Genomic DNA, 23,281 nt, shown 5'->3' with positions numbered 1-23,281 from the left:
GAACGTGGCCTGCAGAGGTTTGTGCGTTTTTTGATCAGCTGCGCCGACGCAGGCTGAACCAGGCATCGATGCTGTAAACCGCCAGGCCGGCCCAGATGAAGATGAACGCCACCAGCGTACTGGACGACAAGTGCTCGCCAAACAGCAGGACGGCTTGCAGCAGCACCAGGGTCGGCGCCAGGTATTGGAGGAATCCAAGTGTCGTGTAGGGCAGATGCCGCGCGGCGGCGTTGAAACAGACCAACGGCACCAGCGTCACCGGGCCGGCAGCCACCAGCCACCAGGCTTCGGAGGTGGTCCAGAATTCAGCCTGGGCGCTGCTGGCGGTTGGATTGAGCAGCAACCAGGCCAGCGCGATCGGCACCAGCATCCAGGTTTCGACCACCAACCCCGGGAGCGCCTTGACCGGCGCCTGCTTGCGAATCAGCCCGTAGAAACCGAAGGTCAATGCCAGTACCAGCGACACCCAGGGCAGGCTGCCGACTTGCCAGACCTGTTGCGCCACGCCAACCGCCGCCAGCCCCACAGCAATCCATTGCATGCGGCGCAGCCGTTCGCCGAGGATCAGCATCCCCAACAGCACGTTCACCAAGGGATTGATGTAGTAGCCGAGGCTGGCCTCCAGCATGCGCCCGTTGTTCACCGACCACACATAGGTGAGCCAGTTGGCGGCGATCAGCGTGCCGCTCAGGGCCAGGATCGCCAGCCGGCGCGGATTCTCCCGCAGCTCGCGCCACCAGCCCGGGTGTTTCCAGACCATCAGCAGCAAGGCACCGAACAGCGCCGACCAGAGCACGCGATGGATGATGATTTCCACGGCGGGCACGCTGGCGATGGCTTTGAAATAGAGCGGGAAAAGTCCCCAGATGATGTAGGCACTCAGGCCCAGGATGTACCCGCGACGCGGGTTGGCGGCTTGCATGCAGAATCCTTGCTTAGGCAGCTAACAAAGAGGGGATTGTAAGGAGATTTGTCTACGAATGTCCTGCCTGAATAGGTTGGGCAATTGTGAACACAGAACAAATGTGGGAGCGGGCTTGCTCGCGAATGCACAGTGTCAGCAAACTTGATGTCGACTGACACACCGCATTCGCGAGCAAGCCCGCTCCCACAGTGAATTTGTGTTTCTCAGAAGAGTTTCAGTGGCTCTTCATTGAGCGCCGCCAGCTGCTCGCGCAACGCCAACACCTGATCTCCCCAATACCGCTCCGTGCCAAACCACGGAAAACTGCGCGGAAACGCCGGGTCGTCCCAACGCCGTGCGAGCCAGGCGCTGTAGTGCATGAGGCGCAATGCGCGCAGAGGTTCGATCAGCGCCAGTTCCCGGGGATTGAAGTCGTGGAATTCGTTGTAGCCGTCCATCAGTTCTGACAACTGACCCAGGCAGTCCTGACGATCGCCGGCCAGCATCATCCAGATGTCCTGCACCGCCGGTCCCATGCGGCAGTCGTCCAGGTCGACGATGTGGAACATCTCGTCGCGGCACATCATGTTGCCGGGGTGGCAGTCGCCGTGCATGCGGATGTTCTGGTGCGGCGTATTACTGTAGGCATCTTCCACACGCTTGAGCAGATCGCGGGCCACGGACTCGTAGGCCGGCAGCAGGCTGCGGGGGATGAAATTGCCTTCGAGCAAGGTCGTCAGCGAGTCATGGCCGAAGTTTTTCACCGCCAGCGCCTCACGGTGCTCGAACGGCTTGGTCGAGCCCACCGCATGCAGGCGGCCGAGCAGTTGTCCCAGGCGATACAGCTGATCGAGGTTGCCGGGTTCCGGCGCGCGGCCGCCGCGGCGGGGGAACAGGGTGAAACGGAAGCCATTGTGTTCGTGCAGGGTTTCACCGTTGTGGATCATCGGCGCGACGACCGGCACCTCGACCCCGGCGAGTTCGAAGGTGAACTGGTGTTCTTCAAGGATCGCTTCGTTGGTCCAGCGCTGTGGGCGGTAGAACTTGGCGATCAGCGGCTCGGCGTCTTCGATGCCGACCTGGTAGACACGGTTTTCGTAGCTGTTGAGCGCCAGAATGCGGGCATCGCTGAGAAAACCGATGCTTTCGACGGCATCGAGCACGAGGTCTGGGGTGAGCGTTTCAAACGGGTGGGCCATGCTGACTCCTGCGCGCAGCAGGCTGCTGCGTCCGGCCAGGCATGGTAGCGCAGACAGACATGGATAGGTTGTGACTGTGCTGACGCCTTCGCTGGCAAGCCAGCTCCTACAGGTCATGCGCCATTTTTGAAATCGCGCATGACTTTGTAGCTGGCTTGCCAGCGAAGAGGCCCTGTCAGGCGCCGACGACCCCGCCATCTTCCCGGGTAATCACCATCACCGAAGACCGCGGCTTGCCGTTCGGCAGGTGCTCAGGGAAGGTCGAACCACCGTTCTCCCCCGGATGCTGGATCCCGACAAACAACGTCTTCTGGTCCGGCGAAAAACTGATGCCCGTCACTTCGCAGCCAATCGGCCCGACCATGAACCGACGAATTTCCCCGGTCGCAGGGTCGGCGCAGAGCATCTGGTTGTTGCCCATGCCGGCGAAATCACCGGCATTGCTCGAATCGCCATCGGTTTGTATCCACAGCCGACCGGCCTTATCGAACGCCAACCCATCCGGGCTGTTGAACATGTTCTGCGGGGTGATGTTCGACGAACCGCCCTTCGGCGTGCCGGCATGCACTTGCGGGTTGCCGGCGACCACGAACAGATCCCAGGCAAAGGTGTTCGAGGCGTGGTCATCGCGGTCGGTGCGCCAGCGCAGGATCTGCCCGTAGACATTCTTTTCGCGCGGGTTCGGCCCGCCCACCGGTTGCCCCTCTTCGCCGCGTTTGGCGTTGTTGGTCAGGGTGCAGTAAACCTGACCGTCCGTGGGGCTGACGACGATCCATTCCGGACGGTCCATGCGCGTGGCTTTCACCACGCTGGCCGCCAGACGGGCATGAATCAACACCTCGCCTTGGTCGGCAAAACCGCTGCTGGCGTCGATGCCGTTTTTGCCGTGGGTCAGTTCGATCCATTCACCCTGGCCTTTGGGGTGATCGGCATTGCCGTCGCCTGCATCGAAACGGGCCACGTACAGGGTGCCGTGGTCCAGCAGGTCGCGGTTGGCCTTGGGGTTCTTGTGGTTGATCTTGTCGCGGCTGACGAACTTGTAGATGAACTCGCCGCGCTCGTCGTCGCCCATGTACACCACGGCGTGGCCGTCTTTGGTTTCAGCCAGGGCGGCGTTTTCGTGTTTGAAACGGCCCAGTGCGGTGCGCTTGACCGGGGTCGATTTCGGGTCGAACGGGTCGATCTCGACCACCCAGCCGTGGCGGTTGAGTTCGTTGGGATTGTTCGCCAGGTCGAAGCGCGAATCGTGTTGATGCCAGTTGATGTCTTTGCTGGTCGCCACCACGCCGTAGCGTTTCTGCGCGGCGTCGAATTTCTGCTCGGCATTGGTACTGCCAAAGCAATCGGTGAAGTTCTCTTCACAGGTCAGGTAGGTGCCCCAAGGCGTCTTGCCGTTGGCGCAGTTCTGGAACGTGCCGAGGACGGTCTTGCCTTGCGCATCGGCATTGGTTTTCAGCAGTGCGTGACCGGCAGCCGGGCCGCTCAGGTTGATCGGCGAATTGCCGTGGATGCGGCGGTTGTAGGGCGAGCCCTGGACGAACTGCCAATGACCCTCCTTGCGCTGCACTTCGATCACCGACACGCCTTCGCAGGCCAGGGCCTTGTGCACTTCCTGCGCTGATTGCGGCATGCCCGCGTGGGGGTAGAGGTAGCGGTAGTTGGTGTATTCGTTGTTGATCGCCATCAGCGCCCGGTTGTTGTCATCGGGGAAGGCGAACAGGCTCATGCCGTCGTTGTTGTCGCCGAACTGGACTTCCTGATGCTCGGCGCTGCCGTTGCCACTCGCGTCGAAGGCCGGGCCGTTGTTCTGCAGGGGCTGACCCCAGCTGATCAGTACCGAAGACTTGTAGCCGGGTGGCAGGCTGATCGCGTCGCTGGTCGCGGCGGGGATGCTCTCGAAACCCAGCAACCGGCTGGTGCCGGCGCTGACACTGGCGGCCAGTGCGCTGCGGCTCAGCAGGTTGCCGCCGAGGAACATGGCGGCACCGCACAAGGCGCCTGCGCTGATAAAGCCACGGCGGCTGAGGCCGACCATCTGTTCGAGGTCGGTGGGTTGGTTGTCTTCTAATAGGCTCACATCAGGCTCCCTGCGATTTTTGCAGTCACCTTAATGGCGGACGATGACGCTTTTGTTGCAGGTGTATTTAAAGCGGCGTGCCGAGCAATACGTTGGACGGGGAGAACTGCGCGCGCACCGGTTTGCCGCTGGTCAGCTTGCGCGATTGCAAATGCCAGGGCTCGGCCAGGGCGCAGAGCGTCTGGCCGTTGGGCAGGCCGATACGCACTTCGCAGGGGCCGTCTTCGGCGTCGAGGATTTCCTCGATGACGCCTTCGAGGCAATTGTGTCCGGGTGTTGCCTCGTCGCCGCTGCCCAGCACATCGAGCCAACCGGCCTTGATCAGGGCGACCACTTCGGTGCCGGTTTGCAGGTCCAGGCGCACGGTGCTGTCGTGGGTGATCTGCGCAGCGATGCTCAAGCCTTCGGCCAGTTCAAGGCGGACCCGGTCGTTGTGGCCCTGGGTTTCAATGGCCACCACCTTGCCGTGCAACTGGTTGCGTGCGCTGGTCCTGAGCATCAGGCGACCGAGCAGATCGAGGTCGCTGGCGTCTTCAGCGGCCTCCAGGACCTGGGCTTGCAGCACCTGCAGCTTTTGATAGAGGCGTAGCACACGCTCGCCCTCGGTGGACAGTTTCGCGCCGCCACCGCCTTTGCCGCCGACACTGCGCTCCACCAACGGTTTTTGCGCAAGGTTGTTGAGTTCATCGATGGCATCCCAGGCGGCCTTGTAGCTCAGGCCCGCGCTTTTCGCCGCGCGGGTGATCGAGCCCTGCTCGGCGATGTGTTGCAGCAGGGCAATGCGTTGCGGGCGGCGCACAATGTGCTGGGACAACAGCGTAGGCAAGGACATGGCAAGACGCTTTGGGCAATGACGATAGAGAGGACGTTGGCGGCTCGGGGCCCGGGAGTCAAGTCACGGCGACTCGCCAGGTTTGGGTGTACGTGCCAGGCAATAGACGTCGACCCGTGTGGCGCCTGCGTCCATCAGCAGGCAAGCCAGTGCTTGCGCGGTGGCACCCGTGGTCAGTACGTCGTCCACCAGCGCCAGATGGCGACTCTTCACCGATACGTCGGGTGCCAGGGCGAAGGCGTGTTGCAGGTTCTTTTTGCGGGCCGCGGCGTTGAGGTCTTGTTGGGCGTTGGTGTCTTGGGTTCTCGATAGCAACCGTTCATCGGAAGGCACATCGAGGCGTTCGCTGAGCCAACGCGCCAGCATTGCAGCCTGATTGAAGCCTCGTTGGCGCAGGCGCCGGGCAGCCATCGGCACGGGGACCAGCGCATCGGGTCGCGGCAAGTCATCGTCGAAGCGATGTTGCAGGGATTGAGCGAGAAGTTCGCCGAGCAGGTGGCCCAACGGCCATTGCGCACTGTGCTTGAAGCGGGTGATCAGGCTGTCGATCGGGAAGTTGTAAGTCCAGGGCGCAACCACTCGTTCAAACGCCGGAGGCTGCTTGAGGCACTGGCCGCACGTCAGGCCGGCAGCGGGCAAGGGCAGGGCGCAGGTCTGGCAGTGCTCGCCGAGCCAGGGCAGTTCGGTTTCGCAAGCCATGCAAATGGGCGTGGAGCCATCAGCCGCTTCATCACACAGCAAACAGTGCTGTTTGTTTTTTAACCAGATGTAAACCTGCTTGTCGTATCGTGGTTGACAGCGCATGGCTCTTCCTTAAATATGCCGAAACACCTGTGATGCGCCGGTGGAAATTCCCTTTCCCGGTCGCCTGCCAAAGCATAAAACAAAGGAAACGCCCATGAGCGCCAGCACCTCTGCAACTTTGCGTCATGACTGGTCTTTGGCCGAAGTCAAAGCACTCTTCGTTCAGCCATTCAATGACCTGTTGTTCCAGGCGCAGACGGTGCACCGCGCGCATTTCGACGCCAACCGCGTCCAGGTATCGACCCTGCTGTCGATCAAGACCGGTGCCTGCCCGGAAGATTGCAAATATTGTCCGCAGTCCGGTCACTACAACACCGGCCTGGAAAAAGAAAAGCTGATGGAAGTGCAGAAGGTCCTCGAAGAGGCTGCGCGTGCCAAGGCCATCGGTTCGACCCGTTTCTGCATGGGCGCGGCGTGGAAACATCCATCGGCCAAAGACATGCCTTACGTGCTGAAAATGGTCGAAGGCGTCAAAGCCCTTGGCCTGGAAACCTGCATGACCCTCGGTCGCCTCGATCAGGACCAGACCGAAGCGCTGGCCAAGGCCGGCCTCGATTACTACAACCACAACCTCGACACCTCGCCTGAGTTCTACGGCAGCATCATCACCACCCGCACCTACAGCGAGCGCCTGCAAACCCTGGCCTACGTACGTGAGTCGGGGATGAAGATCTGCTCCGGCGGCATCCTCGGCATGGGCGAGTCCCTCGATGACCGCGCCAACCTGCTGATCCAGCTGGCCAACCTGCCGGAGCATCCGGAGTCTGTGCCGATCAACATGCTGGTGAAAGTCGCCGGTACGCCGCTGGAAAATGCCGACGACGTCGATCCGTTCGACTTCATCCGCATGCTCGCGGTCGCGCGGATCCTGATGCCAAAATCCCACGTGCGCCTGTCCGCTGGCCGCGAAGCCATGAACGAGCAGATGCAGGCCCTGGCGTTCTTTGCCGGCGCCAACTCGATTTTCTACGGCGAAAAACTGCTGACCACTGCCAACCCACAGGCCGACAAGGACATGCAACTGTTCGGGCGTTTGGGGATCCTGCCGGAAGCCCGCGAAGAACACGCCGACGAAGTGCCTCAGGCCGCCATCGAACAGGCGCTGGTGGAGCAGAAGAGCAGCGAGCAGTTCTATAACGCGGCTGTTTGACCTCCGATCCTTCTGAAGAAATGCAAAACCTGTGGGAGCCAGCCTGCTGGCGATGGTGTCAGGTCAATCGACGTCAATGTTGAGTGACCGTCCGTCATCGCCAGCAGGCTGGCTCCCAAAGGGGATCGTGCAACTTTTGCACTCTGCGATCTGACACCGAGGCCTGCATGTCTTTCGATCTCGCCGCACGCCTGGCTGCCCGTCGTGCTGAAAACCTCTACCGCCAACGTCCATTGCTGCAAAGCCCGCAGGGCCCGCAAGTAGTGGTCGACGGCCAGCCATTGCTGGCGTTCTGTAACAACGATTACCTGGGCCTGGCCAATCACCCGCAAGTGATCGAAGCCTGGCGCGCCGGGGCTGCGAAGTGGGGCGTGGGTGGCGGGGCTTCGCATCTGGTCATCGGCCACAGCACCCCGCATCACGCCCTGGAAGAAGCCTTGGCCGACCTCACCGGTCGCCCGCGTGCCCTGCTGTTCACCACCGGCTACATGGCCAACCTCGGTGCGGTCACGGCGCTGGTGGGGCAGGGCGATACGGTGCTCGAAGACCGGCTCAATCACGCTTCGTTGCTGGATGCGGGGCTGTTGTCTGGCGCACGTTTCAATCGCTATCTGCACAACGACTCCACGAGCCTGGCCAAGCGCCTGGAAAAAGCCACCGGCAATACGCTGGTCGTCACCGACGGGGTGTTCAGCATGGACGGCGACATTGCCGATCTGCCAGCGCTGGCCCGGGAAACCAGGGCCAAGGGTGCATGGCTGATGGTCGATGACGCGCACGGTTTCGGTCCCCTGGGGGCCCAGGGTGGCGGCAGCGTCGAGCATTTCGGCCTGAGCCAGGAAGACGTGCCGGTATTGGTCGGCACGCTCGGCAAGGCGTTCGGAACGGCGGGTGCTTTTGTCGCCGGCAGCGAAGAGTTGATCGAGAGCCTGATCCAGTTCGCCCGCCCCTACATCTACACCACCAGCCAACCCCCGGCCCTGGCCTGCGCGACCCTCAAAAGCCTGGAACTGCTGCGCAGCGAGCATTGGCGTCGCGAGCATTTGCAGGCGCTGATTCGCCAGTTCCGCCAAGGCGCCGAGCAGATCGGCCTGGAGCTGATGGACAGCTTCACGCCGATCCAGCCGATCATGATCGGTGACGCCGGGCGCGCGGTGCGTTTGTCGCAGATGCTGCGCGAACGCGGATTGATGGTAAGCGCCATCCGCCCGCCAACCGTGCCGGCTGGCAGCGCCCGACTGCGCGTGACCCTGACCGCTTCCCATAGCGAGGCGCAAGTGCAGCTATTGTTAGAGGGACTGGCCGATTGTCATGAACGACTGGGACCGGAGCCTGGCCATGCGTGATCGACTGATTCTGCTGCCCGGCTGGGGTCTCGGGATTTCGCCGCTGGAGCCATTGGCCGCTGCCTTGCAGGGGCTGGACGAACATCTGCGCGTGGAAATCGAGCCGCTGCCCGAGCTCGACTCGAGCCATCTCGAACATTGGCTCGATGAACTCGACGCCAGCGTGCCACAGGACGCCTGGCTAGGTGGATGGTCGCTGGGTGGCATGCTTGCGTCCGAGTTGGCGGCGCGTCGTGGCGACCGTTGCTGTGGCCTGCTGACCCTGGCGAGCAACCCTTGTTTTGTCAGCCATGAACAATGGCCAACCGCAATGCCCGGGGAAACCTTCGATGCCTTCCTGGCGGGTTGCGCTACCGATCCGCGCACGACGTTGAAGCGCTTTTCACTGCTCTGTGCCCAAGGTGCCGAAGACCCGCGCGGCTTGTCGAGGTTGTTGCTCGGGGGCGCGCCACACTCCTCGCCGGCGGTGCTGATGAGTGGCCTGGAGTTGCTTGCGCAACTGGATACCCGCCAGGCCCTGCAGACGTTCCGCGGTCCGCAATTGCATCTGTATGCCGGCCTCGACGGGCTGGTGCCGGCCGAAGCCGCCGAGGCGTTACTGGCGCTGCTGCCGGATGTTGAAATCGGTCTGATCGAACAGGCCGGCCACGCGTTCCTCCTGGAAAATCCCCACGGTGTGGCGGGGGCAATCCAGGCCTTTTTGCATGAGTGCGGCGATGACTGATTTATCTTTTCCCCAATTGCCCGGCGCTTTGCCCGACAAGCGCCAGGTAGCCGCGTCGTTTTCCCGTGCGGCGTCGAGCTACGACAGCGTGGCTGAGTTGCAACGTGATGTCGGCAGCCAGTTGCTCAACCGTTTGCCCCAGGCGTTCGTGCCGCAGCGCTGGCTCGACCTTGGGTGCGGCACCGGCCATTTCAGTCGTGCGCTGGGTGAGCGGTTTCCCGTCAGCCAAGGTGTGGCGCTGGACATCGCCGAAGGCATGCTCAACCACGCCCGGCCCTTGGGCGGCGCCACGCACTTCATCGCCGGCGACGCCGAGCGCATGCCGTTGCGCGATGCAACGTGCGACCTGATTTTCTCCAGCCTGGCGGTGCAGTGGTGCGCGGACTTCACTTCGGTACTCAGCGAGGCCCATCGAGTACTGAAACCCGGGGGCGTTTTCGCATTTGCTAGTCTATGTGTGGGCACGTTGTTCGAACTGCGTGACAGTTGGCGTCAGGTGGATGGCATGGTGCACGTCAACCGCTTCCGCGAGTTTGGCGTTTATCAGCAGCTGTGCGCGGCCAGCGGTTTGCGGGCGATCAGCCTGGAAAACCAGGCGCATGTGCTGCATTACCCGGACGTGCGCAGCCTGACCCATGAGCTCAAGGCCTTGGGGGCGCACAACCTGAACCCCGGGCGACCGGGGGGCTTGACCGGTCGGGCGCGGATTCTCGGCCTGGTCGAGGCTTATGAGCAGTTTCGTCAGGCCCAGGGCCTGCCGGCGACTTATCAAGTGGTGTATGCCGTTTTGGAGAAACCCTTATGAGCTCCGCGTATTTCGTCACCGGTACCGACACTGATGTCGGCAAGACCACGATTGCCGCCGGCCTGCTGTATGCCGCGCGATCAGCCGGGTTAAGCACGGCCGCGGGCAAGCCGGTGGCCTCTGGTTGTTCGGTGACGCCCAAGGGCCTGCGCAATGCCGACGCGCTGGCGCTGCTGGCGGAATGTTCGCTGCCCCTGACCTACGCCCAGGTCAATCCGCTGGCGCTGGAGCCGGCGATTGCGCCGCACCTGGCCGCGCGCGAGGCCGGCATCGCGTTGACCGTGCAATCGCTGTTGACGCCGATGCGCGAGATTCTCGACATGCAGGCCGATTTCACCCTGATCGAGGGCGCTGGCGGCTGGCGCGTGCCATTGGCGGACCAGGACAACCTGTCGGACCTGGCAATGGCGCTCAACCTGCCGGTTATCCTCGTGGTCGGTATACGCCTGGGCTGCATCAACCACGCGTTGCTGACGGCCGAGGCGATTGCCCGGGATGGCCTGCAGCTGGCGGGATGGGTGGCGAACATCATTGATCCGAAGACCGCACGCCTGGAAGAAAACCTCGCAACCCTCGCCGAACGCCTCCCGGCGCCGTGCCTGGGACGGGTGCCGAAACTCAAGATGGTCACGGCCGAAGCGGTGGCGGAGCACCTGCAACTGGACCTGCTGGACTAAGGTATTGGCGATGGAGGCACTGTGCTATTAGTGTTTTTGACGGGCCATTTCCCGGTATGTCTGCTTCAATGGTATTGACGACTCTTTGCAAGGACGAGTTCTTCCATGGAAATTTCGGGTAATACCGCTTTTTATGCTGGCCTGAGCACTGTCCAGGCGGGGCAGAACCGTGTCGATCAAGCCGCCGGACAAATCGCCAATACAACGATCGAGCGTTCGGTGACCAGCCAATCTTCCGAAGCTCAGGCCGAGCGCCTGCGTTCAGTCGACCGCAGTCAGCAGTCTGACCTCGTGAGCAGCATTATCGCCATGGCCGAAGGCAGGTTTCAGGTGGAGCTGGGCGCCAAAGTCGCCAAGGCTTCCGACGAAATGCTTGGCACCCTGATCGACACCTACGCCTGAACTCACGCTGAAAGCGCACCGTCTGACGGGTACGCTTTCAGCGTGAGTCCTGCTATCCACTATCTTTCTCACGCTGCGCGTTGCTCAGGCCAACAGCGTCAGGCCCGCGTGCGCGCTAATTGGTCGTCGGATGACGAATGGCAAAAGATCGGTGCTTGACAAGATTTGGGCGTAAACGTATGTTTCAAACAACTGTTTGATCGTTTCGACAACGGTCGCTCATTCCCGGTTACATCAGCAGAGGTTTATCGCTATGCCTGACTACAAGGCCCCCTTGCGTGATATTCGCTTCGTTCGTGACGAACTGCTCGGCTACGAGGCGCACTATCAGAGCCTTCCGGCTTGTGCAGACGCAACTCCAGACATGGTTAGCGCCATTCTTGAAGAAGGCGCCAAGTTTTGTGAGCAGGTGCTGGCTCCGCTGAACCGTGTGGGCGACATCGAAGGCTGCACCTGGAGCGAGTCCGGTGTTAAGACCCCGACTGGCTTCAAAGAGGCCTACAAGCAATTCGTCGAAGGCGGCTGGCCAAGCCTGGCCCACGACGTGGAGCACGGCGGCCAGGGCCTGCCGGAGTCCCTGGGTCTGGCGGTCAGCGAAATGGTCGGCGAAGCCAACTGGTCGTGGGGCATGTACCCGGGCCTCTCCCATGGCGCGATGAACACCATTTCCGAGCACGGCACGCCTGAGCAACAAGAGGCTTACCTGACCAAACTGGTGTCCGGCGAATGGACCGGCACCATGTGCCTGACCGAACCGCACTGCGGCACCGACCTGGGCATGCTGCGCACCAAGGCCGAGCCTCAGGCCGACGGTTCCTACAAAGTCTCCGGTACCAAGATCTTCATCTCGGCCGGTGAACACGACATGGCCGACAACATCGTCCACATCGTGCTGGCCCGCCTGCCGGATGCACCGGCTGGCACCAAAGGCATCTCGCTGTTCATCGTGCCGAAGTTCATGCCGAACGCCGATGGTTCGGTTGGCGCGCGTAACGCCGTGTCCTGTGGTTCCCTGGAACACAAGATGGGCATCCACGGCAACGCCACCTGCGTGATGAACTTCGACGCGGCCACCGGTTACCTGATCGGCCCGGCGAACAAAGGCCTGAACTGCATGTTCACCTTCATGAACACCGCACGCCTGGGTACTGCGCTGCAAGGCCTGGCCCATGCCGAAATCGGCTTCCAGGGCGGCCTGAAATACGCTCGTGATCGCCTGCAAATGCGTTCGCTGACTGGCCCGAAAGCGCCGGACAAAGCCGCTGACCCGATCATCGTGCACCCGGATGTGCGTCGCATGCTGCTGACCATGAAAGCGTTCGCCGAAGGCAACCGCGCGATGGTCTACTTCACCGCCAAGCAAGTCGACATCGTCAAGTACGGCGTGGACGAGGAAGAGAAGAAAAAAGCCGACGCACTGCTGGCGTTCATGACGCCAATTGCCAAGGCCTTCATGACCGAAGTCGGTTTCGAATCCGCCAACCACGGCGTGCAGATCTACGGCGGCCACGGCTTCATCGCCGAGTGGGGCATGGAACAGAACGTTCGCGACAGCCGTATTTCGATGCTGTACGAAGGCACCACCGGTATCCAGGCACTCGACCTGCTGGGCCGTAAAGTGCTGATGACCCAAGGCGAAGCCCTCAAAGGCTTCACCAAGATCGTCCACAAGTTCTGCCAGACCAACGAAGGCAACGACGCTGTCAAAGAGTTCGTTGCACCGCTGGCTGCACTGAACAAGGAATGGGGCGAGCTGACCATGAAGGTCGGCATGGCCGCCATGAAAGATCGCGAAGAAGTCGGCGCGGCCTCCGTGGACTACCTGATGTACTCCGGTTACGCCTGCCTGGCCTACTTCTGGGCTGACATGGCGCGCCTGGCTGCCGAGAAACTGGCTGCCGGCACATCCGAAGAGGCGTTCTACACCGCCAAGCTGCAGACCGCGCGCTTCTACTTCCAGCGCATCCTGCCACGTACCCGCTCTCACGTTGCAACCATGCTGTCGGGCGCCAACAACCTGATGGACATGAAAGAAGAAGATTTCGCGCTGGGCTACTAAGTCCTAACGCGCTTCTTGAAAAGCCGCTGTTCCTTCCGGAGCAGCGGCTTTTTTGTGCCTGCGCAGGCACTGTCATGAAAATACCTCGGTAATGGGCTAAGCAAGTCCGGGTTCCTGCCGTTACAGTTATGGGCACATTGCCATCACTGATATGACGGGTCGGAGCCATACCTTTGCCGCGTTCTTCCCCTATGCGTGTAAGTCACTTTTTGCCTTCATTGCTGCTGTTGCTGGCGGGGCTCGCGGCTGCCTATATCAAGGACCTGAACGTCTTCTTCACGTCGCTGTTCCAGGTGCTTCCCACCCTGGTGCTGTTGCTTGGCGGTGCCTACTGCGCAGTCTATCGACGCCAGCGTGAACTGTTCCTGATGGTCACGGTGTACATCGCCTACTTCCTGCTCGACACCCAGACCGATTACTACCGCGACCACGGCAAGGTGCGTGAGGACGCCGCGGTGGTGTTTCATTTGTGTTGCCTGCTGTTGCCGTTGCTGTTCGGCGTGTTCGCCGCGTGGCAGGAGCGTACTCATCTGTTCCAGGACATGGTCGCCCGTTTCGCCGTGTTGCTGGCCGTGGGTAGCGTGGCCCTGGCCCTTGAGCAAAGTTATCCGCAGACGCTGCTGGTGTGGCTGGCGGAGATTCGCTGGCCTGTCTTGCACGGCGCCTGGATGAGCCTGATCCAGCTGTCCTATCCTGTGTTCATCGCCGTGTTCCTGCTGCTGGCCTGGCAGTACTGGCGTCACCCAAGGCCCCTGCATGCCGCCCAGCTGGTGGGGTTGCTCGGGCTATTCTGGATGTTGCCGAAAACCTTCATCCTGCCCTTTACGCTGAACATCATGTGCAGCCAGGTGATGCTGATGATCGCCGCCGCCGTGGCCCATGAGGCCTATCAGATGGCCTTCCGTGACGAACTCACCGGGCTGCCGGGGCGCCGGGCGTTGAATGAGCGCATGCAGCGCCTGGGGCGCAACTATGTGCTGGCCATGAGTGACGTCGACCACTTCAAGAAATTCAACGACACCCACGGGCACGACGTGGGGGACCAGGTGTTGAGACTGGTCGCCAGCAAGTTGTCGAAAATCGGCGGGGGTGGTAAGGCCTATCGCTATGGCGGTGAAGAATTCGCCTTGGTGTTTGCAGGCAAGACCCTCGAAGAGTGCATGCCGCACCTGGAGGTCATTCGCGAGTCCATCGCCACCTACAACATTCATCTGCGCAATCAGGACAGCCGTCCACAGGATGACAATCAGGGCCGGCAGCGTCGCGCGGGCGCCAGTGCCTCGAGCGTGTCTGTGACGGTGAGTATCGGCGTTGCCGAACGCGTGGAGCAACGCACCCCCGAGAAAGTGCTCAAGTCCGCGGACGAGGCGCTCTACAGCGCCAAGGGCGCCGGGCGTAACTGCGTGATGGCATTCGGGCAGAGCCGCCGTGGCGCCGTGCGCATGGACGCCGCTACGGTTGAGTGATGACGGCGCATTCAGCGTCTGGACTGTGATTGTGAAGGGTGGGTCGGCGGCAGTAGGTTGCAGTCATCTGCTGCCGGAGAAATGACCATGCCCGACTACAAGGCTCCCCTGCGCGATATGCGCTTTCTGATCGACCACGTCTTCGATTTTCACAGCAACTACGCCGCCCTCGGCGCCACCGATGCCAGCCCGGACATGATCAGTGCGATCCTCGAAGAGGGCGCACGGTTCTGTGAGAACGTGCTGGCGCCGCTCAACCGTAGCGGCGACGAAGAGGGCTGCCATTTCGACAACGGCGTGGTCACCACGCCCGCAGGTTTCAAGCAGGCTTTCGCCCAATACGTCGAGGGTGGCTGGCATGGCCTGGCGGCTGATCCGGCGTATGGCGGCCAGGGGCTGCCCAGTTCACTGGGGCTGGTCATCAGCGAAATGGTCGGTTCCAGCAACACGTCCTGGGGCATGTACCCCGGCCTGACCCACGGCGCCATGTCGGCGATCCACGCCCATGGCACTGACGAACAGAAACACACCTACCTGAGTAAACTCACCGCCGGCCAATGGACCGGCACCATGTGCCTGACCGAGGCCCATTGCGGCACTGACCTGGGCATCATCAAGACCCGCGCCGTGCCTCAAGCCGACGGCAGCTACGCGATCTCCGGCAGCAAGATCTTCATCTCCGCCGGCGAGCACGACATGAGCGCCAACATCATTCACCTGGTCCTGGCGAAACTGCCGGATGCGCCGGCCGGGACCAAAGGCATCTCGCTGTTCATCGTGCCCAAGTTCCTGCCCGATGCCGAGGGTGAAGCGGGCGAACGCAATGGCGTTTCCTGCGGCTCCATCGAGCACAAGATGGGGATCAAGGCCTCGGCCACCTGCGTGCTGAACTTCGACGGGGCCAAGGGCTTTTTGATCGGGGAAGCGAACAAGGGCCTCAACTGCATGTTCACCATGATGAACCACGCGCGGCTGGGCACTGGCATGCAGGGTTTGTGTCTGGGCGAAGCGAGTTTCCAGGGCGCGATCAAATACGCCAACGACCGTTTGCAGATGCGCGCGCTGACGGGCCCCAAGGCTCCGGAAAAAGCCGCTGACCCGATCATCGTGCATCCGGACGTGCGCCGGATGTTGCTGACCATGAAAGCCTTCAACGAAGGCAACCGGGCACTGACTTACTTCACTGCGCAATTGCTCGACGTGGCGCACCTGAGCGCGGATGCAACGGCGCGCCAGGACGCCGAAGACCTGTTGGCCTTCCTGACACCGATCTGCAAAGCCTTCATGACCGAGACCGGGCTGGAGGTGACCAACCATGGCATGCAGGTGTTCGGTGGCCACGGTTTCATTCGTGAATGGGGCATGGAACAGCTGGTTCGTGACTGCCGCATCGCGCCGATCTATGAAGGCACCAACGGCATCCAGGCGCTGGACCTGCTCGGGCGTAAAGTCCTCGGCAGCCAGGGCAAGCTGCTGCGCGGCTTCACCAAGATCGTCCACAAGTTCTGTGCGGCGAACGCCGGGCATCAGCAGTTGGCCGGTTATGTGGCGCAACTCAACGCGCTCAATCAGCAGTGGGGCGAACTGACCACCCAGGTCGGCATGGCCGCGATGAAAAACCCGGATGAAGTCGGCGCCGCGTCGGTGGATTACCTGATGTACAGCGGATACATCATCCTCGGCTACTTGTGGCTGCGCATGGCGCTGGTGGCTCAGGCGCAGCTGGATTCGGGCAGCGGTGATGCCGATTACTGTCAGGGCAAGCTCGCCACCAACGAGTTTTACTTCAAGCGATTGCTGCCGCGTACTGCCGCTCATCGGGCAGCCATCGAGGCAGGCAGTGATTGCCTGATGAAGCTGCCAGCGGAAATATTCGCGCTTTAATCTTTTAAAATGAATCACAAAGGAAGGCCCGCTGAATTGCGGGCTTTTTTATGACTCAATAGTCGGTGACTAAACATTACAAAACGGTCATAGATCGACCCTATGTGTCGCAAAAGTTGTTGGGTTACACTCGGAACCAACGAAAAAAACAACTCCTACGATTCACCTGTTTAGATCTTGCGAGGTTTGCCATGGCTGACTACAAAGCGCCCCTGCGCGATATGCGCTTCGTCCTCAATGAAGTATTCGAGGTCGCCAAACTCTGGGCCGAGCTGCCAGCATTGGCCGAGACCATTGATGCTGAAACGGTCGAAGCTATTCTCGAAGAAGCCGGCAAGGTCACCAGCAAAAGCATCGCACCCCTGAGCCGTGCCGCTGATGAAGAAGGTTGCCACTGGGTCGACGGTGCTGTCACTACGCCGGCGGGTTTCCCACAGGCTTACCAGACCTACGCTGAAGGCGGGTGGGTCGGTGTCGGTGGCGATCCGACCTACGGCGGCATGGGCATGCCCAAGGCCGTTTCGGCCCAGGTCGAAGAAATGGTCAACTCGGCCAGCCTGTCGTTCGGTCTGTACCCGATGCTGACTGCGGGTGCATGCCTGTCGATCAACGCCCACGCCAGTGAAGAGCTGAAGGCCGCCTACCTGCCGAACATGTACGCCGGCGTCTGGGCCGGTTCCATGTGTCTGACCGAGCCGCACGCCGGCACTGATCTTGGGATCATCCGCACCAAGGCCGAGCCTCAGGCCGACGGTTCCTACAAGGTCAGCGGCACCAAGATCTTCATCACCGGCGGCGAACACGACCTGACCGAAAACATCATCCACCTGGTGCTGGCCAAACTGCCGGACGCACCGGCCGGGCCAAAAGGCATTTCGCTGTTCCTGGTGCCCAAGTTCATGGTCAATGCCGACGGCAGCCTGGGCGCGCGCAATCCGGCCAACTGCGGCTCGATCGAACACAAGATGGGCATCCAGGCCTCCGCGACCTGCGTGATGAACTTTGACGAAGCCGTGGGCTATCTGGTCGGCGAGCCGAACAAGGGCCTGGCGGCGATGTTCACCATGATGAACTACGAGCGTCTGGGCGTCGGCATCCAGGGCCTGGCCACTGGCGAGCGCTCGTACCAGAACGCCGTCGAGTATGCCCGTGATCGTCTGCAGAGCCGTTCGCCAACCGGCGCGCAGAACAAGGACAAAGTGGCCGACCCGATCATCGTCCACCCGGACGTGCGTCGCATGTTGCTGACCATGAAAGCCGCGAACGAAGGCGGCCGCGCCTTCTCGACTTACGTGGCCATGCAACTGGACACCGCCAAGTTCAGCGAAGACGCCACCACCCGCAAACGCGCGGAAGACCTGGTGGCCTTGCTGACCCCGGTGGCCAAGGCGTTCCTCACCGATCTCGGTCTGGAGACCACGGTTCACGGCCAGCAGGTGTTCGGCGGCCACGGTTACATCCGCGAGTGGGGCCAGGAGCAACTGGTGCGCGACGTGCGCATCACCCAGATCTACGAAGGCACCAACGGCATCCAGGCGCTGGACCTGGTCGGGCGCAAGATCGTCGGCACGGGCGGTGCGTTCTACAACCTGTTCGCCGACGAGATTCGTCACTTCACCGCCACCGCCAGTGCGGACCTGGCGGAGTTCACCAAGCCACTGAACGATGCGGTGACCACCCTCGACGAATTGACCTCATGGCTGCTGGACCGGGCGAAAAACAACCCGAATGAAATCGGCGCGGCGTCGGTCGAGTATCTGCAAACCTTTGGTTACGTCGCTTACGCCTACATGTGGGCGTTGATGGCCAAGGCCGCCCTGGGCAAAGAAACCCAGGACGATTTCTACGCGAGCAAACTGGGCACCGCACGCTTCTATTTCGCCCGCTTGCTGCCGCGTATTCACTCGTTGAGCGCGTCGGTGAAGGCCGGTAGCGAATCGTTGTTCCTGCTGGATGCCGGGCAATTCTGATGATGTAACCTAATGTAAGCATTCTCTTACATGACGTGCTGCTGTTCTCCCATAGTCGGAAATTGGATCCACAGCTAATCTACTTCTCATGGACGTAGCGCAGGAAGCGCAAAGTAACAACACGGACACGTAGGATTCTGCCAGGACGGCGGAGTGAAAAGGATGTCAGGGAAACAGTCTGCAAAGCCCCGCTTCGGCGGGGTTTTCTTTGGCCTTGAGAAAAGTGTTTAGCCCAGGTCATCCAGTATCGACGGGCTGTTCAAACGCTCATCCGGCCGATTGATCACCTCCTCCAGTAACGTGCGCAGCAAGGCCAGCGAGGCCTGTTGCCGTTGCACATCGCGACAGACCAACCCGACTTTCAGCGGCACCCGCGGCTCGCTCAGGGGTTTCCACAACAATTGCCGGTTGCCGTGGGTTTTCTGCGAGCGTCCGGGCAGCACCGTCGCCAACCGTGTGTGCGGCAGGCTGTCGAGAATGCCGGCCATGTTGTTCAGCTCGGCCTGTACCTGCGGGCGTCGTCCCAGGCTGGCCAGTTGCGCCTGCCAGATCTGCCGTATCTGAAATTCTTCGCCCAGCAGCAGCATCGGCAATTCGGCGGCCTGGCTCATGGAGACTTTCTTGAATTCGCGCAAAGGATGGTCGGCCGGGATGACCAGCGTCAGTTCATCTTCGTACAACATCACCCCGTGCAATCCCGGCTGGCGAGGCGGCAAGTAGCCGATGCCGATGTCCAGGGAGCCATTGAGCAGTCGTCGCTCGATTTCCAGCCCGGTCAGTTCATAGATCTGCACCACCAGATGGGGCTGAGCCTTGCGCACCCGCTCGAGCATTTGTGGCACCAGGCTGGTGTGGACGGTTTGCAGTACACCAATGGCCAGGGTGCGCAGCGCATGCCCCTTGAAGTTGCCCAGTGCTTCCCGTGCCCGTTGCAAGCCATCGAGCAAGGGCAGGGCATGGTTGTACAGCGTATGGGCCGCCAAGGTCGGCAACAGGCGTTTGCTGCTGCGTTCGAACAGGCTCACATCCAGGGATTGTTCGAGGTGGCGGATCTGCTGGGACAGCGCCGGCTGTGAAATCGACAGGCGCTCGGCAGCCCGGCCCACATGGCCCTCTTCATACACAGCGACGAAATAACGCAGTTGCTTGAAATCCATAAGTAATGCTTATCAAAAATGCTGCTAAATCGAAATGGCTCAACGCCTTGCCTGGGCCTAGTCTAACTGCATTCACAAGGCTTACAGGGCCCCGGAACGCGATGAATATCCTTTGCTTCGATGGCATTTGCATAGGTAACGCAAAAAACCTTCTGCGAGGGTTGATCCCATGAATCTGTTCAGCCTGCGTCGGCAATCGCCCAGTCTCGATGATTTGCTGGCGGACCATTGCGCCCCGTCCAGGGACGACAATCTTTGCAGCGAGTACCTGATGCCCAGTGTCGATCGGCCCAAACAGGTTTTTGTCCGTGGCCAGGGTTCCTGGTTGTGGGACAGCGAGGACCGTGCGTACCTGGATTTCTCCCAGGGCGGCGGCGCCAACAGCCTCGGCCACAGCCCCAAGGCACTGGTCAGTGCCATTACCGCGCAGGCGCAAGCGCTGATCAATCCCGGTTTCGGTCTGCATAACCGCGGCATGCTCAATCTCGCCCAGCGCCTGTGTGACAGCACTGGAAGCGATCAGGCGTACCTGCTCAACAGCGGCAGCGAGGCGTGCGAAGCGGCGATCAAGCTGGCGCGCAAATGGGGGCAGCGGCACCGCGGCGGCGCTTCGCGGATCATCGTGGCCAACCAGGCTTGCCATGGTCGTAGCCTGGGGACGATTTCGGCGTCGGACAGCTCGACCCTGATCAACCGTTTCGAGCCGCAGCTTCCGGGCTTCAGCCGCGTTCCCTTCAATGATCTCGCGGCGCTTCACGCGGCGGTGGATGAACGGACCGTGGCGATCATGCTCGAGCCGATCCAGAGCGAAGCCGGGGTGATTGCGGCCACTGCGCATTACCTCAAAGGGGTCGAGCGCCTGTGTCGCGAGCTGGGCATCCTGCTGATCTTCGACGAAGTGCAAACCGGTGTCGGTCGCTGTGGCAGCCTGCTGGCTGAACAGTCCTACGGCGTGCGCGCAGATATCGTCGTGCTCGGCAAAGGGCTTGGCGGTGGTGTGCCGGTGGCGGCGCTGTTGGCGCGGGGCAAGGCCTGCTGCATCGAGGCGGGCGAAATGAGTGGCACCCATCATGGCAATGCGCTGCTGACCGCGGCCGGCCTGGCGGTGCTCGACAGTGTGCAGGACAAGGGTTTTCTCGAGCATGTCGGGGAAATGGCCCAGCACCTGCGCGAAGGCCTGCAGCGATTGTCCCATCGCTACGGACATGGCGAACTGCGCGGACAAGGGCTGCTCTGGGGGCTGACCCTGTCCGACGACTCGGCCGACGCCGTGGTCAAGGCCGCGCTGTACGAAGGGCTGTTGCTCGATGCGCCGCAAGCCGACTGCCTGCGTTTCACCCCGGCGCTGACGGTGAGCAAAGCCAACATCGATGAAATGCTGCTGCGCCTGGCCCGCGCTTTCTCCCGCGTGCGCACCGCGCAGTTGCAATGTCGCAAAGGGATCGCCGTCTAGTCAGGCCCCACGAATTCCCGAACCGTCTCGCGGTATAACGCACGCCCCACGCCTGATTCTTTTGGCGTGGGGCGTTTTTTTGTGGCAGCTGCGTCGTTCAGAAACATGGCCTGGATACACTGGCCGGGCAAATCGGGCTGAACCCTGACCAACGGTACAGGTCGATTGGTTATGGGCTCGCGTGAGCCCCCTTCAATCAGGAGCTGCTCGCATGGACTTTATCCGCATCATCATCGCCATTCTGTTGCCACCCCTGGGCGTGTTTCTGCAAGTGGGCTTCGGCGGAGCGTTCTGGCTGAACATTCTGCTGACGCTGTGCGGCTACATTCCCGGGATCGTGCATGCGGTGTACATCATCGCCAAGCGCTGAGCCATTCAATTTGCTGACGCAATAACCCGTCGATAGAACAACCATTCCTGCTCCAGCGCGTGGGCCTGGTTGGCGGCTTTGCGAAAGCCGTGGCGCTCATCCGCGTAGTAATGGGCTTCGACCAGAATGCCGTTGTGCTGCAAGGCCTCGACCATGTCGCGGGTCTGCTGCGGCACCACCACGGCATCCAGCTCGCCTTGAAAGAAGATCACCGGCACGTGAATGTTGCTGGCATGCAGTAACGGCGTGCGGGCGGCGTAGCGTTCGGCATCCTGTTGCGGATCACCGATCAGCCAGTCCAGGTAATCGCCTTCGAACTTGTGCGTGGCCCGGCCCAGCGCCACAGGGTCGCTGACCCCATAAAGACTGGCGCCGGCACGAAACACCTGGTGGAACGCCAGCGCGCAAAGCGCGGTGTAGCCTCCGGCGCTACCGCCGCGAATGAAGGCTTTGTCGCCGTCGATCATGCCACGATCAGCGAGATGGCTGACCACCGCGCAAGCGTCTTCGACATCCACTTCACCCCAGCGTAAATGCAAGGCCTGGCGATAGGCACGGCCGTAACCGCTGCTGCCGCGATAGTTGAGATCGGCCACGGCGAAACCGCGCTGTGCCCAGTACTGGATGCGCGGATCGAGCATCGGATAACACGCCGAAGTCGGGCCGCCATGGATGAACACCACCAGTGGCGGCTTGGCGTCGCTGGTCATGGCCGGGTAGAAAAAGCCGTGGGCTTCACTCGAGCCGCTTGGGTAGCGCAGGGTTTGTGGGCGACTGATTTGCTCGGCGGGCAGCGGTGCGATGCCGCCTGCGAGGACCTTCACCTGGCGGGTTTGGCGATCGATGGCGATCACCGCCGCGGAACTGACGGGGGACGCCGCGATGCAGTAGATGAACCGCTCATCCAGGGCAAGATGGCGGAAGCGGCTGTAGTCGCCGGTAAAGTCGTCGCACCCGGTAGCGCAAAGCCCCAGTCGGCCGAAACCGCCTTCTGTCCAGCTGGCCAGGTAGCTGCCTTTGCCCAGTGGCAGCCAGGTGCAGCCGCCCAGTTGCCAGGGCGCCGGGCCGTGGTCGGCGGCGGCGCAGGGCAACGGCTTCAGGCCATCGGCCGACTCCACCCAAGGCTGCCAGTATCCAGCGCGATCGGTCAGGCAGTACAAGTGGCCGTTACTGTCGAAGCGCGGTTGTTGCAGCGACTCCTGGGATTGGTCGCCAGCCACGCAGCAGGGGCTGGCGTAGCTGCCATCAGCCTGGCGATGGGCGACCATCAAGCGGGTCGCGGTCCACGGCTGGTCCGGGCGACTCCACTCGATCCAGGCCAGTCGTTGCCCCTCGGGACTCAAGGTCGGTGCGGCGTAAAAGTCCGCGCCTTCGGCCAGCAAATGCCGCGTGCCATCCGCCAGGTCGATCGCCACCAGGCGGTGTTCATTGCGGTTTTCCTCGACTGCCAGCACTTGGCCATTAGCGAACTGCAGATCGCCGTATCGACACAAGCCGGACGTCAGCAACTGGGGCGTCTCACCTTGCAACGATTGGCGATACAGTTGCTGATCGGCCTCATTGACGAACACCACGCCGTCACCGGTCAGGCAAAACGCGCCCCCGCCATATTCGTACACCCGACTGCGCACGCTGAACGGCGGTGGCGTCAGGCAGTGGGCCACGCCATCGCGCCAGTGCCAGATCCGGCACGCGGCATCCTCCGGGCGGTACTCGTTCCAGAACAAACCCTGGGCGCCGACCTGCAGTTCGGCAAAGTCGATACCGGCCGCGACGGCGTTGGCGGCGCTGAAGGGTTCAGCTTTTTGCGATGAGGCGTGAGTTTCGTTCATTGCGAAAGGCCAGTTGTTCAATGGTCTGGGTCGCGTGCTCCGCCTCTTCGCGGGCCTTGAGGATCACGCCGTGTTGAGGCGACTTGCTGCACACCGGGTCGGCGTTGCTCGCGTCACCCGTGAGCATGAACGCCTGGCAGCGACAGCCGCCGAAGTCCTTTTCCTTCTCC

Annotated in this window: 19 protein-coding genes and 1 pseudogene; 12 read left to right on the top strand and 8 right to left on the bottom strand. The window is 61.7% G+C overall.

The features are described from left to right. Positions 1-34 precede the first annotated feature (34 nt). The 5 genes from rarD to ACM6I6_RS24565 all read right to left on the bottom strand — a co-directional run bounded on the left by rarD (position 35) and on the right by ACM6I6_RS24565 (position 5,816). Positions 35-922: an EamA family transporter RarD gene (gene rarD / locus ACM6I6_RS24585; protein ID WP_323606569.1), complete on the bottom strand. Its 888-nt coding sequence runs from the start codon at positions 920-922 to the stop codon at positions 35-37. A 206-nt stretch (positions 923-1,128) separates the two neighbouring features. Further along, positions 1,129-2,103, bottom strand: a complete 975-nt coding sequence (locus tag ACM6I6_RS24580; protein WP_323626436.1) for a serine/threonine protein kinase — start codon at positions 2,101-2,103, stop codon at positions 1,129-1,131. A gap of 175 nt (positions 2,104-2,278) precedes the next feature. Next, positions 2,279-4,180 (bottom strand): PhoX family protein, encoded by a 1,902-nt coding sequence (locus ACM6I6_RS24575; RefSeq protein WP_414920838.1) that lies wholly within the window; start codon positions 4,178-4,180, stop codon positions 2,279-2,281. A 67-nt stretch (positions 4,181-4,247) separates the two neighbouring features. After that, positions 4,248-5,012, bottom strand: coding sequence for a TOBE domain-containing protein (locus ACM6I6_RS24570; RefSeq protein ID WP_274075537.1), 765 nt, complete (start codon positions 5,010-5,012; stop codon positions 4,248-4,250). 63 nt (positions 5,013-5,075) lie between these two features. Further along, positions 5,076-5,816 carry a ComF family protein gene (locus tag ACM6I6_RS24565; RefSeq protein WP_323626432.1) on the bottom strand — a complete coding sequence of 247 codons (741 nt, stop codon included), beginning with the start codon at positions 5,814-5,816 and terminating at the stop codon, positions 5,076-5,078. Positions 5,817-5,910: 94 nt separating this feature from the next. Between ACM6I6_RS24565 and bioB the strand changes: the two genes are divergently transcribed. The 10 genes from bioB to ACM6I6_RS24515 all read left to right on the top strand — a co-directional run bounded on the left by bioB (position 5,911) and on the right by ACM6I6_RS24515 (position 18,299). Beyond that, entirely contained in the window at positions 5,911-6,966 is a 1,056-nt protein-coding gene (gene bioB, locus ACM6I6_RS24560; RefSeq protein ID WP_414920837.1) for a biotin synthase BioB, read from the top strand. A gap of 167 nt (positions 6,967-7,133) precedes the next feature. Further along, the gene (bioF, locus tag ACM6I6_RS24555; protein ID WP_274075535.1) at positions 7,134-8,312 is read left to right on the top strand and encodes an 8-amino-7-oxononanoate synthase; all 1,179 of its coding nucleotides are present in this window, start codon (positions 7,134-7,136) and stop codon (positions 8,310-8,312) included. Beyond that, positions 8,305-9,036, top strand: coding sequence for an alpha/beta fold hydrolase (locus ACM6I6_RS24550; protein ID WP_414920836.1), 732 nt, complete (start codon positions 8,305-8,307; stop codon positions 9,034-9,036). Before bioF ends, ACM6I6_RS24550 begins: the two co-directional genes overlap by 8 nt. Then, complete coding sequence (bioC, locus tag ACM6I6_RS24545; RefSeq protein ID WP_274075533.1) at positions 9,029-9,841, top strand: malonyl-ACP O-methyltransferase BioC; 813 nt, start codon at positions 9,029-9,031, stop codon at positions 9,839-9,841. The genes ACM6I6_RS24550 and bioC overlap by 8 nt, the downstream gene beginning before the upstream one ends. Next, the gene (bioD, locus tag ACM6I6_RS24540) at positions 9,838-10,518 is read left to right on the top strand and encodes a dethiobiotin synthase (RefSeq protein ID WP_323626429.1); all 681 of its coding nucleotides are present in this window, start codon (positions 9,838-9,840) and stop codon (positions 10,516-10,518) included. Before bioC ends, bioD begins: the two co-directional genes overlap by 4 nt. A 105-nt stretch (positions 10,519-10,623) precedes the next feature. Next, entirely contained in the window at positions 10,624-10,920 is a 297-nt protein-coding gene (locus ACM6I6_RS24535; RefSeq protein WP_414920835.1) for a pyrroloquinoline quinone biosynthesis protein PqqE, read from the top strand. Between the two features lie 253 nt (positions 10,921-11,173). Further along, on the top strand, positions 11,174-12,979 hold the full coding sequence (locus ACM6I6_RS24530; protein WP_323606565.1) for a phenylacyl-CoA dehydrogenase: 1,806 nt from the start codon (positions 11,174-11,176) through the stop codon (positions 12,977-12,979). Positions 12,980-13,152: 173 nt separating this feature from the next. After that, the gene (locus tag ACM6I6_RS24525) at positions 13,153-14,445 is read left to right on the top strand and encodes a GGDEF domain-containing protein (protein WP_408599159.1); all 1,293 of its coding nucleotides are present in this window, start codon (positions 13,153-13,155) and stop codon (positions 14,443-14,445) included. Positions 14,446-14,532: 87 nt separating this feature from the next. Continuing rightward, positions 14,533-16,329 carry an acyl-CoA dehydrogenase C-terminal domain-containing protein gene (locus ACM6I6_RS24520; RefSeq protein WP_414920834.1) on the top strand — a complete coding sequence of 599 codons (1,797 nt, stop codon included), beginning with the start codon at positions 14,533-14,535 and terminating at the stop codon, positions 16,327-16,329. A gap of 191 nt (positions 16,330-16,520) precedes the next feature. Next, on the top strand, positions 16,521-18,299 hold the full coding sequence (locus ACM6I6_RS24515) for an acyl-CoA dehydrogenase C-terminal domain-containing protein (protein WP_414920833.1): 1,779 nt from the start codon (positions 16,521-16,523) through the stop codon (positions 18,297-18,299). A 227-nt stretch (positions 18,300-18,526) separates the two neighbouring features. Here ACM6I6_RS24515 and ACM6I6_RS24510 read toward each other — a convergent pair whose 3' ends face one another. Further along, entirely contained in the window at positions 18,527-19,456 is a 930-nt protein-coding gene (locus ACM6I6_RS24510; protein ID WP_274075526.1) for a LysR family transcriptional regulator, read from the bottom strand. 169 nt (positions 19,457-19,625) lie between these two features. On the opposite strand from ACM6I6_RS24510, the gene ACM6I6_RS24505 reads away from it, so the two are divergent. Both ACM6I6_RS24505 and ACM6I6_RS24500 read left to right on the top strand, forming a co-directional pair. Further along, positions 19,626-20,909 (top strand): aspartate aminotransferase family protein, encoded by a 1,284-nt coding sequence (locus ACM6I6_RS24505; RefSeq protein ID WP_323606561.1) that lies wholly within the window; start codon positions 19,626-19,628, stop codon positions 20,907-20,909. Positions 20,910-21,120: 211 nt separating this feature from the next. Beyond that, a complete protein-coding gene (locus tag ACM6I6_RS24500; RefSeq protein WP_003228885.1) occupies positions 21,121-21,279 on the top strand; it encodes a YqaE/Pmp3 family membrane protein in 159 nt (52 codons plus the stop codon). A 5-nt stretch (positions 21,280-21,284) separates the two neighbouring features. Here ACM6I6_RS24500 and ACM6I6_RS24495 read toward each other — a convergent pair whose 3' ends face one another. Beyond that, on the bottom strand, positions 21,285-23,111 hold the full coding sequence (locus ACM6I6_RS24495; protein WP_414920832.1) for a S9 family peptidase: 1,827 nt from the start codon (positions 23,109-23,111) through the stop codon (positions 21,285-21,287). Beyond that, positions 23,077-23,281 (bottom strand): annotated as a pseudogene (locus tag ACM6I6_RS24490) (pyrroloquinoline quinone biosynthesis protein PqqE); the annotation flags it as partial. The gene ACM6I6_RS24495 and the pseudogene ACM6I6_RS24490, both read right to left, overlap by 35 nt.

The organism is Pseudomonas sp. IT-P218 (assembly GCF_949767605.1).
Classification (GTDB): domain Bacteria; phylum Pseudomonadota; class Gammaproteobacteria; order Pseudomonadales; family Pseudomonadaceae; genus Aquipseudomonas; species Aquipseudomonas putida_AE.
This window is presented reverse-complemented; position numbering and strand designations above follow the sequence as displayed.